Origin of the sequence: Kaistia dalseonensis, from assembly GCF_030814715.1 — a bacterium.
Taxonomy (GTDB): Bacteria; Pseudomonadota; Alphaproteobacteria; order Rhizobiales; family Kaistiaceae; genus Kaistia; species Kaistia dalseonensis.
This window is the reverse complement of the sequence record NZ_JAUSVO010000001.1, coordinates 347,591-360,783: the sequence shown is the minus strand read 5'-3', so window position 1 is coordinate 360,783 and position 13,193 is coordinate 347,591. Positions and strand designations below refer to the sequence as shown.

The 13,193-nt window shown below is 65.1% G+C and carries 8 protein-coding genes; 5 read left to right on the top strand and 3 right to left on the bottom strand.

The genetic code is table 11. The features are described 5' to 3' along the window. Positions 1 to 2: 2 nt before the first annotated feature. Positions 3 to 1,322, bottom strand: a complete 1,320-nt coding sequence (proS, locus tag QO014_RS01635; RefSeq protein WP_266346905.1) for a proline--tRNA ligase — start codon at positions 1,320 to 1,322, stop codon at positions 3 to 5. A gap of 564 nt (positions 1,323 to 1,886) precedes the next feature. Then, positions 1,887 to 2,771 (bottom strand): SMP-30/gluconolactonase/LRE family protein, encoded by an 885-nt coding sequence (locus QO014_RS01630; RefSeq protein ID WP_266346904.1) that lies wholly within the window; start codon positions 2,769 to 2,771, stop codon positions 1,887 to 1,889. Between the two features lie 274 nt (positions 2,772 to 3,045). On the opposite strand from QO014_RS01630, the gene QO014_RS01625 reads away from it, so the two are divergent. The 5 genes from QO014_RS01625 (at position 3,046) to QO014_RS01605 (ending at position 9,690) form a co-directional block, all read left to right on the top strand. Further along, entirely contained in the window at positions 3,046 to 4,353 is a 1,308-nt protein-coding gene (locus QO014_RS01625; protein ID WP_266346903.1) for an NtaA/DmoA family FMN-dependent monooxygenase, read from the top strand. Between the two features lie 27 nt (positions 4,354 to 4,380). Next, positions 4,381 to 5,007, top strand: a complete 627-nt coding sequence (locus QO014_RS01620) for a YitT family protein (RefSeq protein ID WP_266346902.1) — start codon at positions 4,381 to 4,383, stop codon at positions 5,005 to 5,007. Between the two features lie 343 nt (positions 5,008 to 5,350). After that, positions 5,351 to 6,433, top strand: a complete 1,083-nt coding sequence (locus QO014_RS01615) for a substrate-binding domain-containing protein (RefSeq protein ID WP_266346901.1) — start codon at positions 5,351 to 5,353, stop codon at positions 6,431 to 6,433. 184 nt (positions 6,434 to 6,617) lie between these two features. Further along, on the top strand, positions 6,618 to 8,906 hold the full coding sequence (locus tag QO014_RS01610) for an ABC transporter permease (RefSeq protein ID WP_266346900.1): 2,289 nt from the start codon (positions 6,618 to 6,620) through the stop codon (positions 8,904 to 8,906). Next, positions 8,899 to 9,690, top strand: coding sequence for an ATP-binding cassette domain-containing protein (locus QO014_RS01605; RefSeq protein ID WP_266346899.1), 792 nt, complete (start codon positions 8,899 to 8,901; stop codon positions 9,688 to 9,690). Before QO014_RS01610 ends, QO014_RS01605 begins: the two co-directional genes overlap by 8 nt. A gap of 216 nt (positions 9,691 to 9,906) precedes the next feature. On the opposite strand, the gene QO014_RS01600 is transcribed toward QO014_RS01605, so the two are convergent. Beyond that, positions 9,907 to 13,146 (bottom strand): autotransporter outer membrane beta-barrel domain-containing protein, encoded by a 3,240-nt coding sequence (locus tag QO014_RS01600; RefSeq protein ID WP_266346898.1) that lies wholly within the window; start codon positions 13,144 to 13,146, stop codon positions 9,907 to 9,909. Between the last annotated feature and the right edge of the window lie 47 nt (positions 13,147 to 13,193).

Sequence of the window (13,193 nt, the reverse complement as noted above, 5' to 3'; positions counted from 1 at the left end):
GATCAGCCCGCGATGAGCCGATTCACTGCCGCGTCGATCGTCAGTGTCTCACGTTCGCCCGTGGCGCGTCGCTTCAATTCGACTTCGCCATTCGCCAATCCACGCGGACCGACGATCAGCTGCCACGGCAGGCCGATCAGGTCCATCGTCGCGAACTTGGCGCCGGCGCGCTGGTCGAGATCATCGTAAAGGACCTCGATTCCGGCATTCGTAAGGCGCTCATAGATCGCGTTGCAGACCGTGTCGGTCGCGTCGTCGCCGGCCTTCATGTTGATGAGCCCGACGCGGTAGGGCGCGATGCTCTCCGGCCATATGATGCCGGCCTCGTCATGGCTCGCCTCGATGATCGCGGCGACGAGGCGCGAGACGCCGATGCCGTAGGAGCCCATATGGACGGCGTGCTCGACACCATCGGGGCCAGTGACCTTGGCGCCCATCGGCTCGGAATATTTCGTGCCGAAATAGAAGACCTGGCCGACCTCGATACCGCGCGCCTCGATGCGCTGATCTTCTGGCAGGGCCTCGAAGACGGCCTTGTCGTGCATTTCCTCGGTCGCGGCGTATTTCTCGGTCCAGGCGGCGACGATCGGCGTGAGATCGCCGTCGAAATCAACGTCGGCGGGCGGGATCGGCGTATCGAGCGCGGCCTTGTCGAGGAAGACGGCGCTTTCACCCGTCGCGGCCAGCACGATGAATTCATGCGTCGCATCGCCGCCGATCGGGCCGGAATCGGCGCGCATCGGGATCGCCTTGACGCCCAGGCGGTCGAAGGTCCTGAGATAGGCGACGAACATGCGGTTATAGGCGCGGCGGGCCGCCGCCTCGTCGATATCGAAGGAATAGGCGTCCTTCATCAGGAATTCGCGGCCGCGCATCACGCCGAAGCGGGGGCGGACCTCGTCGCGGAACTTCCACTGGATATGGTAGAGATTGAGCGGCAGCTCCTTGTAGGAGCGCACATAGCTGCGGAAGATGTCGGTGATCATCTCCTCATTCGTCGGGCCGTAGAGCATGGCGCGCTCGTGCCGGTCCTCGATGCGCAGCATCTCCTTGCCGTAATCGTCGTAGCGCCCGCTCTCCTTCCAGAGATCGGCCGATTGCAGCGTCGGCATCAACACCTCGATCGCGCCGGCGCGATCCTGCTCCTCGCGAACGATTCGCTCGATATTGGCGAGCACGCGCTTGCCGAGCGGCAGCCAGGAGTAAATGCCGGCGCTTTGCTGGCGTATCAGCCCCGCGCGCAGCATCAGCCGATGCGAGACGATCTCGGCCTCTTTGGGCGTTTCGCGCAGGATCGGCAGGAAGGACCGGGAAAGGCGCATCAGTCAGGGGCTCCGGACGAGTCGAATGGGCCGCCATCAAGCCATAGACGAGTGAAAAAACAAGGGCGCGCTTGAGATCAATCGCCGCAGAACGTCCGGACCGCTGCATCAATTCTGCGCAGTCTGCATAAAGCACGTTCAAACCTCGCTATGGCTCGATTCCGTCATTTCCATATTCACGTCAGTCATACTGACGCAAAAATAATGTGCTGGGGCTGCACAAATAGATGACAAGCGTTCGAAGCTTGGATAACGTCCGTCCCCATAAGAAAGGAACCGGCGAACAAGCACGGTTCCAACAAATGGCATCGCGGTCTGAGTCTTGGGAGGAAGACCCCTCTGGCGCGCCGTAAGGCTGCTGCCGCCGGGCTCGTTTAATGAGCTCGATCAAGCCAATCGGGCGAAAAGCTCGGCTTGAGGGGTAGGACGCGAACTAAGAAGCAAGGCTCTCACGGGCCTTGCTTTTTTATTTTCAGCTCCGTTTCGCCAGCGCCCGTTTTAGTTAGGCGGCTCATGTCCGAGGGCGCTCGCCCGTCGCGAGGTCGCGCCCTCGAACAGGACGGCTCAGATATCGCGGAAGCGCGAGACCTTGACGCCCGCGACCGGCGCCGCACCGATGAAGACGCTGCCGCTCAGCGGATATTGCGCCAGTTGCTCGGCGCTGCGCCCCTGCCGCAGGCTGGTGACGAAGAGCGTCTTCATGTCGGGCCCGCCAAAGGCCGGCATGGTCGGCGCCGCCGCCGGGACCGGATAGCTCTCGACCAGCGTGCCATCCGGCGCGTAGCGGTTGAGGCGCGCGGCCGAGACGCCGGAACTCCAGTAATAGCCCTCGACATCCGCCGCCCCGCCATCGGGCCGCCCCGTCGCGTCATCAGGCGTCGCGATCCGCGTGCGGCCGGAAATCGCGCCCGTCGCGGGATCGAAATCCCAGCGGTCGATCCAGGGGCCGCGCGTATCGGTGTGGAACATGGTGCGGCCATCGGCCGTAAAGGCGAGGCCGTTCGAGCATTTGATGCCGTCGACCTTGAGTTCGACATGGCCGGCCGCATCGACGCGGTAGAGCCCGCCAATCGGCGCTCGATCGGCCGCTTCGTTGATGGTGCCGACCCAGAACGCGCCGTCCGGCCCGACCTTGCCGTCGTTCAACCGCGTCGATGGCTTGTCGGCCTCGACGGAGGCGAGCGTCTTGCTCGTCCCGGTCTCGGGATCGAACAGAATGACGCTGTCCTTGAGCGCCACGACGATCTTGCCGCTTTCGGCGAGGCCAAGCGAGGCAACGAGCGAAGGAAAGCGCCAGACGCGATCTTCACCAGTCGCGAGATCGACGGCGTGGACGGCATTGTCGACGATGTCGCAGAACACCAGCCTGTGACTGCGGTCGTCATAGACCGGGCTCTCGGCCAGCTGATAGAGCGTCGGGACAAGAGGGCGAAGACCGAGATCCGTCATATGATGTTCCGTAAGCCAAATGCGCCAAGAGGCGCCGAAAGCGCCGGGGCGCCAGTCGGCGGACCATCGCACAGCCCCCCTTTCCCGTCGAGCCGCGACAGAGCTGCCGGCCCGCCACGCACATTGCAGGCGTCATTGCGCGCATGCGGGCCGATCTGCGGCAGGTCGCTGCCTCTTTCATGGCGCATCTGGCGAATATCTAATCTTTGCAACGCTTAAGCCACCCTCCATCCTCGCTCCTCGGAACGGGCATCTTGTTGCGGAGACTTCGGATATGGCGGCTAAACGCTTTCACCTCGGCTGGTTCACCACCTTCGGCATCGACGAATGGAACGATCCGTTCGCGTCCGGCGGCCAGCCCTGGGATGGCGAGTTCTATGTCGACATGGCGAAGGCGCTGGAGCGGGCCTGCTTCGACTACATCATGTTCGAAGATACGCTGATGCTCTCCGAAGCCTATGGCGGCACGACGGAGGAATATCTGAAGGCCGCCATCATGGTGCCGAAGCACGATCCGCTGCCGCTCGCGGCCGTGATCAGCGCGGCGACCAAGAATCTCGGCGTCGTCACGACCATGTCGACCATGGCCTATCCGCCCTTCCTGCTCGCGCGCCTCGCGGCGACCATGGACCATATCGCCAAGGGCCGCTTCGGCTGGAACATCGTCACCAGCGGCGAGGATACGGCGGCGCAGAATTTCGGCCTCGAGAAGCTGCCGCCGCGCGAGCTGCGCTACGACATGGCGGACGAATATCTCCAGCTCGTCGGCCAATTGTTCGAAAGCTGGGATCCCGACGCGATCGTCATGGACCGCGAGACGGACACCTATGCCGATTTCAACAAGGTTCGGCCGATCCATTTCAAGGGCAAGTATTTCTCCTCGCGCGGCCCGCTCAACACCGCGCCGATGCCGCAGGGCCGCCCGGCCTATGTGCAGGCCGGCGGCTCGCCCAAGGGTCGGCAGTTTGCCGCCAAATATGCCGATTCGATCATCGCGACCGCGAACGGCATCGAGGGGATGAAGGCCTATCGCGACGACGTGCGCGCCCGCGCGGCGGCGCTCGGCCGCAACCCGGACGACATCAAGGTGCTGTTCCTCGCCGCCCCCATCCTGGCCGATACGATCGAGGAGGCTCGCGCCAAGACCGACCGCGCGGTCAACTCGACCGAATACGTCAAGCGCGCGCTCGCCCTTTTTGGCTCGTTCACCGATATCGACTTCTCCGTCTATGATCTCGACAAGCCGCTGCCGGAAAAGCTCGTCACCAATGGCGAGCAGGGTTCGCTCGACAAGTTCCAGCAATGGGGCTCGGGCAAGACGCTGCGCCAGCTCGCGATCGATGGCGGCATGTCGGGCTCGGTCGAGCTGATCGGCACGCCGGACAGCGTCGCCGACCAGATGGGCGAGGTCATGGAGGCGGTCGGCGGCGACGGCTTCCTGATCACCGCGCCCTTCCACCGCATCAACCGGAAATATCTGGTCGAAGTCACGGAAGGGCTGATCCCCGCGCTGCAGCGCCGCGGCCTGACCCGCAGCGTCTACACGCAGCCGACGCTGCGCCAGACGCTGAAGGAGTTCTGAGCCGCCCTGCCCGGCCCATCAGCAACCATGCCGACCGACGACGGCGTGCCGCCGCCCCATGATCGCCACCGCCTCTATGAAGATGCGCTGGCGATGCTGCTCGGCACGCTGCTCGTCGCGCTCGGCGTCACCTTCTATACCAAGGCGATGCTGCTGACCGGCAGCACCGCCGGCATCGCCCTGCTCGTCTCCTATGTCAGCCGATTTTCCTTCGGCGCGATCTTCTTCGTCATCAACCTCCCCTTCTACATTCTCGCCTTCCGCCGCATGGGCTGGCGCTTCACGCTCAAGACCTTCATCGCCGTCGCCCTCGTCTCGCTCTTCTCGCGGCTGACGCCCGGCTGGGTCTCCTTCGCCCGGCTCGACGATCTCTATGCGGCGATCATCGGCGGCGCGCTCTCCGGCATCGGCCTCTTGATGCTGTTCCGCCACCGCGCGGGCCTCGGCGGCATCAACATCCTCGCGCTCTACCTGCAGGACCATCACGGCATCCGCGCCGGCTATTTCCAGCTCGCCGTCGACGGCGTGATCCTCGCCTGCGCGCTGATGGTGCTGCCGATCGACAAGGTCATCCTGTCGATGATCGGCGCCGCCGTGCTCAACCTGATCCTGGCGATGAACCACAAGCCCGGCCGCTACATGGGCATCAGCTGACCGCAACCGGATGCCGACACGCGCGAGCCTGAACGGTCCACCGGGAGCGCCCCGCAGGCTGGCGGTCCTGACGTAAAGTCGGCCATGCACTGCCGCAGGATCGCTCCAATCAATATCGCGTTGCAGCATCATTGACCGAAGACTTGTCGTTATGATGTGAAATGATGTGTGCAGTGCATCAGAATTTTCAGCCTGTATTCAATGACCGATACTTTGAAGAGCGAACCTCAAAATCCGCTTCAACACATCATCGAGTCGTTGCGACCCTCGATCCCGTTCAATATGCTGCCGCCACCTGGATCGATTTCAAAGAAGTCCGGGATCAGCTATTTGGGAGGATAGTATGAAAACGCTCATGAAGACGCTGGCGTTCGGCGCCGCCGTCTCGGTCATCGCCAGCTATGCCCATGCCCAGTCCGGCACGCTCGACAAGGCCGTCGGCGGCTATTCGTTCGAGGACGCCGCCAAGGAAGCGCCGACGACCAAGGATTTCCACTCCAAGGACGGCAAGCTGACCTTCGCGATCATCACCCACACCGCCGGCAACGGCTTCTTCGACCCGACCTATGTCGGCGCGCAGGTGGCCGCCAACGCCTTCGGCATCAACCTGATCAAGCTCGGCTCGGAAGCCCCGGTCGACGATATTCCGCGCGAGATCGAGATCCTGAACCAGGTCATCAACGATCCGACGATCGACGGGCTGATCCTGACCACGCCGCAATCCGGCGCCTATGACGACATCGTCAAGAAGGCCTTCGCCAACGGCATTCCGGTCGCGACGACCAATTCGTTCGATCCGAAGATCGCCAACCGCTCGCAGATCAGCCATACCGGCCAGCAGTCGCAGGCCGCGGCGATCGGCGGCGAGGCGCTCGCCAAATGCGTGCTCGCGAGCGGCGCCAAGGGCGGCTCGATCATCTTCCCGTCGACGACGACGCTCGGCAATGAAGAGGTCAACCGCCGCGTGACGGCCGCCTTCGAGGCCACCGTCAAGGGGCTGAACGATGCCGGCCGCCTGGCCGACTTCAAGGTCGATGCCGGCCCGGAGAATATCGGCATCGACGTCAACAAGGACGACATCACCAATTCGGTCGTGTCGCTGATCGAATCGCGCGGCGACGTCGTCGGCGCGTTTGCCGCCAATGGCTTCGTGACGCCGGCGCTCGGCGATGCGGTGGCCCAGCTCAAGCTCAACGGCAAGGTCTGCGCCTTCGGCTTCGACCTCGGTCCGAAGCAGCAGGAGCAGATCCGCACCGGCGCGCTGACCGGCTCGCTCGGCCAGCAGCCGTTCCTGCAGGGCTTCTGGCCCGTCGCGCAGCTCTACCTCCAGATCGACCGCGGCATCTCCGCCGCCAATCTCGACACCAGCGCGCAGCTCGTGACGAAGGATACGGTCGATCTCGTCGGAAAGCGCTTCGAGAACTGAGCCAAACCCGATCGGGCACGTCGCCACTCTTCATGAGGCGCGACGTGCCCCCACATGCTGCCGCCATCCCGGGCTTGCCCCGGAACTCGTGAGGGCCGGACTCGTTCCGCCCTTCACGGGTCCCGCCTGCGTGGGATGACGGTGCCTGGCCCTCGGCAACGCCCTGAACCCAAAGACCCTGTCGATGACCGCAACGACCCTTGCCGCGCCCGCCCGCAGACGCCTGCCGCTCCAGCTGATCGGCGGCTGGGAGGTGGGCCTCATCGTCTTCATGGTGCTGCTCTACATCGCCGGCGTCTTCATCAACCCGAAATTCTTCGGCCAGACCGACGCCTTCTCGGCGATCCTGCGCGATACGGCGCGCTATGGCGTCATGGCGGCGGGGATGACTTTCGTCATCATCAACAAGGATCTCGACCTCTCGGTCGGCTCGACGCTCGGCCTGGTCGCGACCGTGTTCTCGATCTGCTTTTCCAAATCCTATTACGATCTCGGCATCGGACCGTCGGTGATTGCGGCGGTGCTGGTCGGCCTCGGCGTCGGGCTCGTCAACGGCTTCTTCGTGACGGTGCTCCGCGTCCCCTCCTTCATCACGACGTTGACCATGCTGTTCATCGGCCGCGGCTTCGTGCTCGGGCTCACCGGCGGCAAGACGATCTCCTATAGCGAGAAGGCGCTGGAGGCGCCGTGGTTCTTCCAGATCGGCGAGACCAACGCCCTCGGCTTCAACAACCAGATTCTGATCTTCCTCGCCGTTACCATCGTCGGCATGATCGTGCTCGCCAAGACGCGCTGGGGCTATGAGACCTATGCGACCGGCGGCAACGAGATGGCCTCGATCTATGCCGGCATCCCCACGCGGCGCGTGCGCATGCGCGGCTATGTGCTCTCCGCACTCTGCGCGACGCTGGCCGGCCTCATGAACGTCGCGCAGGACAAGGGCATCACCTCGCAATATGGCCAGGGCGCGGAACTGATCGTGATCGCGGCCGTCATCGTCGGCGGCGCCTCGATCCTCGGCGGGCGTGGGCGGCTGCTCGGCGGCGCGCTTGGCGCGATCCTCGTGGTGCTGATCGACAAGGTGCTGCGCGAGGGCATCCCGATGACTCGCACCGTCAAGGTCGGCGGCGTCGACATGCAGGTGCAGGGCATGGCGCAATTGCCACCCGGCGCCGTCCCGGCCTTTCTCGGCCTGATCCTGCTCATCGCCGTGCTGATCGAGCCGTGGATCATCCGCCGCAACGTCTTCCCCCGCCTCTGGGCTCGCCTCACCGGCCGGCCGCTGCCGCCGATCATCGAAGTCGGCGGGGTCGCCATCGAGGGCGCGCAGACCAAGGGTTCCTCGGCCTCCGACAGCGCGATGCGGGCGCGCGGGCCGATCGGCCATTTCCTCGCCCGGCGCGATGCGGCCGCGATCGTGCTCGCTATTCTGCTCTGGTGCGTCGGCCTCTACCTCAGGCCCGATTTCTGGGGCTCGATCGACAATTCGTTCAACCTGATGCTGTCCTTCACCGAGGTCGGCCTGCTCTCGATCGGCATGACCTATGTCATCGCCAATGGCGACATCGACCTTTCGGTCGGCTCGGTGCTGGCGCTTTCGGCCGCCACCTGCGCCTTCCTGATGAAGCAGATGGGCTTCGATCCCTGGACCGCCGTCTTCATCGCGCTGATGGCGGGCGCGGCGGCCGGTCTCGTCAATGCGCTCCTGACGGTCGGCTTCGGCCTGCCCGCCTTCGTCGCCACGCTCGGCATGTTCTATATGGCGCGCGGCATCGGCGCCTGGATGACGGCGGGGCGCCAGCTCTCCTCCTTCTCCGAGACCTTCAACCTGCTCGGCCGCAAGCTGATCGACGCGCTGACCTATTTCGGCATCGCGCCGGCGCGGGGGACCCTCGTCTACGACATCGCCGCCGCGCTCAGCGTGCAGACCATCTTCATGATCGTGGTGGCGATCCTGGCCGGCATCGTGCTCGCCAAGACGCCCTTCGGCCAGATGGTCTATGCGACCGGCGGCAACCGCCGCGCGGCCGAATATGCCGGCATCAATTCCGGCCGGGTGCGCGCGATCAGCCTCGTCTTCTCCGCGCTCTGCGCCGCCTGCGCCGGCGTGATCTATGTCGCCTTCCTGCGGAGCTTCAACCCCTCGGCCGGTCAGTTGCGCGAGCTCGATGCGATCGCGGCGGTGATCATCGGCGGCGGCTCGATCTTCGGCGGCTATGGCACCGTGCTCGGCGCGCTCGCCGGCGCCGCCGTGATTGCGCTCATCCGCGCGCTGCTCTCGCTGCAACTGATCCTCTCGAACGGCCAATCCTTCGTGATGCCGCAGCATTGGGTCAACGTCTTCATCGGTCTCATCCTGATCGTTGCCGTGGTCGGCGACATCTGGCTCCGACAGGGCGATCTCGCCGGGACCATCCGCCGACGCTTCTTCTCCCGCCGTGCCCCGGCCCATGGAGCCGCCCGCCATGTCTGATCATAGCCGCCCCACACCGTTCATCGAGATGCGCAACATCTCCAAGGCGTTCGGCCCCGTGCAGGCGCTGCGCGACATCAACCTGACGCTGGCGCCCGGCGAAATCCTCGGGCTGGTCGGCGACAATTCGGCCGGCAAGTCGACGCTGATGAAGGTGATGACCGGCGCCTATCAGCGCGACAGCGGCGATGTGCTCGTCAATGGCCGCGAGACCCATTTCAAGAGCCCGCATGAGAGCCGCGTCGACGGTATCGAGATGATCTACCAAGACTTCGCGCTCTGCGGGAACATGGACATCGCGCAGAACATCTTCCTCGGCCGCTGGCCCCGGCGCGGCCTCTTCGTCGATCGCAGGCGCATGTATGAGGAAGCCGACCAGGTGCTGAAGCGCCTCAAGGTCGATGTGAATTCCGTGTTCCAGAAGGTCGAGAGCCTCTCGGGCGGGCGGCAGCAATCAGTCGCCATCGCCCGCGCGATCTCGTTCGACCCCAAGGTCGTCGTCCTCGACGAGCCGACCGCCAATCTTTCCGTCATGGCCACCGAACGGCTGCTCGAAACCATGAGCGAACTGAAGAAGCAGGGTGTGGCGCAGATCATCATCTCGCACCGCCTGACCGACATTTTCGAGGTCGGCGACCGGATCATGGTGATGAAGCGCGGGCAGAATGTCGGCGATCGCTACATCGCGCACACGACCGAGCAGGAAGTGCTCGAACTGATCGTCTCCGGCACGCCGGAGACGGCGCTGACCGCCGACCAGGCGCTCGAATCGCGGGCGGCATAAGGCCCGCCAACCCTGATCGAGGCTCACGATTGAGGTCGCACGCGGCCGACTGCCTTCGACGAGGCGCCTCGTGGCCCCGTCACTCCTCAAGTCCGGCGCGAAACTGCGCACAACCGGACATAGGATGCGCGCCTTCAACGGCTTCTCTGAACCGATGAAAGGCTCTGCCCGATCGAGACAAAGGCTGGTCGCGGCCGATCGGGCCGCGAGCAGCGGTCAGAACTTGACGTTGAGGGTTCCCTTGACGGCGTTGTCCTGCAGGCCGTCGCCGAACTGGCCGCTATAGGAGATTCCGGCGGAGACGGTCTGGTTGAAGCCGTAATCGACGCCGGCGCCGATCACGGCGGTGTTCTGCGCGATCGGTACGCCGCTGACGGCGAAGGGCAGTCCGCCGCTCGCAAAGGCGAGGCTGGCGCTCGGGTTCACGTCGCCAAAGGCGTGCTGCCAGCCGAGGCTGAGGCGCGGCGTCAGGCTCGCATCATTGGCGAGCTTGATCGTGGTCGCGACCCGCGCGCCGAGCGTCACATAGAACAGATCCTCGCCATCCGTCGAACCGGTCAGCGCCGAGCTCGAGCCGGTCTCGGCAATGTCGCCCGAGCCGAGATTGACATAGGCCGGGCTCACGAAGGGTTCGAGCCAGGCCTTGCCATAGGCCGGCTCGCTGCCGGGCGCGGTCAGGTCGAAGCGCCAGTTGGCCTCGCCGAAGATCTGCGTCGTGCCGACATCGAAGCTCGCATTATTGGCGCCGAGATAGCCGGGGAAGGCGACCGTGCGGCTGACCGAGACATCGTTCCAGCTGTAGGTCGCGGCGCCGAGCAGGCCGAGGGCGCCGATCCGCGCGCCGCCATAGGCGCCGAGATCATAGGTATCGATGTCGCCGGACGAGGCGCGATCATCGATCTGGAAGCTCGAGCGGCCATAGCCGCCGACAACGCCGAGGCGGACGCCATCGGCGACGGCGCCATCGACGCCGGCGAAGAAGCCGCCAATGTCGCGCGAGACCGACGCCGCGTTGCCGTCGCCGTCAATATTGCCCCAGGCGCCATAGCCCTGGCCCCAGACGGTCAGGCCGGTGCCGAGCTTGGCCGTGGCCGGCCCGTCGGCCGCAGGCGCGGCATCGGCGCCGAGACCCTGCCAGACACGCGCGCCAACCGCCTGGCGCAGATAGATCGAATCCTGCCCGATGACCGAGACAGCGCTCGCATAGGCCTCGCCGGACAGTGCGTTGAAGGCGCCCGGCGCCTGCAGGGCGGTCAATTGCAGCACGGAATTATAGACCGGATTGCCGAGCCCGAGCGATTCGGCCGCGACGGCTGCGGCGCGCTCGTTCGGCGTCTGGGCCATGGCGGCGAAGCGGATGTCGTTGCGGGCGATCGTCAGATAGACGTCCTTCGCGTCATAGCCGAGCACCGGCGTCAGGAAGGCATAATCGGTCGTCGCGCTGTCGAACGTGCCGCTGACGCCGCTCGAGGCCGTCAGGATGGTGTAGGTCGCGAGCGGGTCGGCATAGCCGGTCTCAGCCGCAACCTGCACGGTGCCGCCGGAGATCGTCGCCGTTCCCGTCGCGGTGATCAGATCATTGGCGCCGGAGGTCGCGATATCGACCAGATAGGTCGAGCCGCTGGCGAAGGCGACATTGCCGTTGACGGTCAGCGTGCCCGGCGAATAGCCGGGCGCGACCGTGCCGCCGGCATTGACCACCAGCCCGCCGATCGAGCCCGTTCCGCCGAGCGTGCCACCATTGACCGTGAAGACCGAGGCCGACGAGGCGCCATAGGCAAGTTGCAGCATGCCCGCGTCAATCGTGGTCGGCCCGGTCAGGCTGCCGCCGGAACCGCTCAGCACCCAGAGGCCGGAGCCGGACTTGGTCAGGTTGGAGAAGCCCTGATAGGCGCCGGTGTCGCTGACGCTGCCGAGGTCGAGCGTGCCGCTGCCCGTGCCGGTCAGTTCCAGCGCGTTGCCGGCGCTTTCATTCGTCACCTTGCCGACGAGGACGGACGTGTCCGCGATCACGAGGCGATTGTTGCCGCCGCCCATCGCGATCGCCGTACCGGCGGCGGAACCAGCGGAAATCGTGCCAGCATTATAGACCGTCGTATCGCCGTCGCCGATCCTGACGGCCGTGGCGTCGATCGTGGCGAGTGTTCCGGTGTTCACCAGGCCGTTGGTCTTGCCATCCATGCGCACGGCCAGTTCCGTGGCCGTGACACTACCATTATTGGTGATCGAGACCGCGCCATCGACCATGCCGACGACCGCGCCATTATAGCCCGTCGTCGCGCCGCTATCGGCGGCGATACCGATTTTCGCGGTCACCTTGCCGTCATTGATGATCGTGATGTCGCCCTTGGGCGTCTCGGCCAGGATGCCGGCGTCGCGATTGGCGGTGACCACGCCGGTTGCGGTATTGGTGATCGCCACGTCGCCAGAGATGTAGGCGTTCGCGCGGAGGCCATTATAGCCTTGCGCCGCCTTGAGCGCGGCATGGGCGTCGTCCAGCGCCGGGTCGCCCTCGGCCGTGACGGTGCCGCTATTGTAGACGGTGGCGGCGCCCATTTCCGTCGCGGCAAATATGGCGTTGTCATTGCCCGAGGTGACGGTGCCGGAATTGGTGATGCTAGCATCGCCATCGGCCGACCAGGCGGTGAGCCCGTGCTGCAGCGTCGCCTGGACGGTGCCCTCATTCACGATCTTGGCCAGGCCGTAATAGTCGATCACGCGGATGCCGGCCGTGGTGGCGGTGACAGATCCGGTGTTGGTCACCGAGACGGTCTGCCGCTCGCCAGCGTCGGCGCCGTAGAAATTGCCGTCGGCATAGATGCCGCGGGCGTTCGACGTCACGATGCCGGCATTGACGACTGTGATCCCGCCGAGATGCGTGGAAGCATCGATCGCCGCACTGCCGGGATAGGAGGTCGGTCCCTTCCAGTCGATCGTGCCGGCATTGTCGATCGAGATCGTGCCGGCATAATCATTGCGGACCCAGATCGTGCCGAAGCCCGCGCTCGCCGTGGCCTTGACCGTGCTGTCGATCGTGATGTCGACATTCACCGTGACGGGGATCGTCTCCGCCGACGAATTCGTGCCGAACTGCATGATCAGCGCGCTGTAATCCGGCCGATTGAGAACGAGGTCGCCCGTCAGCAGGACGGACTGATCGTAAATGCCCGTCGTCGTCGGCGAGGCATAGCCGACCGAGCCTGTGGTCATGTCGCTGACGGTCAGCGAGCCCGTGCCCGGTATCATGGTCACGCCGACGGAGGATGCGTCACACGTGGAGATGGTCGTGGTGCCCGTGACATTGCAGGCCGCAGCCGCGGGGCTTGCCGCGAGCGCGGAGAGCAGCAGGCCACAGGAGGCGGCGGCCGGAACCAGCGCCGATGTCGCCAGGAGCCGGCGCCAGAGAGCGGGCCGCCCGGAGACCGAGCGCGATGCCTGCTGTCGCGTGGCGCTCACGCCGCCGCGACCTGGAACCACACGATACACCGACATCGAGAATGCCC

Coding starts and splice junctions, on each gene's coding strand:
- QO014_RS01620 (WP_266346902.1), top strand. CDS start 4,381: ATGCCGACCGACGACGGCGTGCCGCCGCCCCATGATCGCCACCGCCTC.
- proS (WP_266346905.1), bottom strand. CDS start 1,322: ATGCGCCTTTCCCGGTCCTTCCTGCCGATCCTGCGCGAAACGCCCAAA.
- QO014_RS01625 (WP_266346903.1), top strand. CDS start 3,046: ATGGCGGCTAAACGCTTTCACCTCGGCTGGTTCACCACCTTCGGCATC.
- QO014_RS01630 (WP_266346904.1), bottom strand. CDS start 2,771: ATGACGGATCTCGGTCTTCGCCCTCTTGTCCCGACGCTCTATCAGCTG.
- QO014_RS01615 (WP_266346901.1), top strand. CDS start 5,351: ATGAAAACGCTCATGAAGACGCTGGCGTTCGGCGCCGCCGTCTCGGTC.
- QO014_RS01605 (WP_266346899.1), top strand. CDS start 8,899: ATGTCTGATCATAGCCGCCCCACACCGTTCATCGAGATGCGCAACATC.
- QO014_RS01610 (WP_266346900.1), top strand. CDS start 6,618: ATGACCGCAACGACCCTTGCCGCGCCCGCCCGCAGACGCCTGCCGCTC.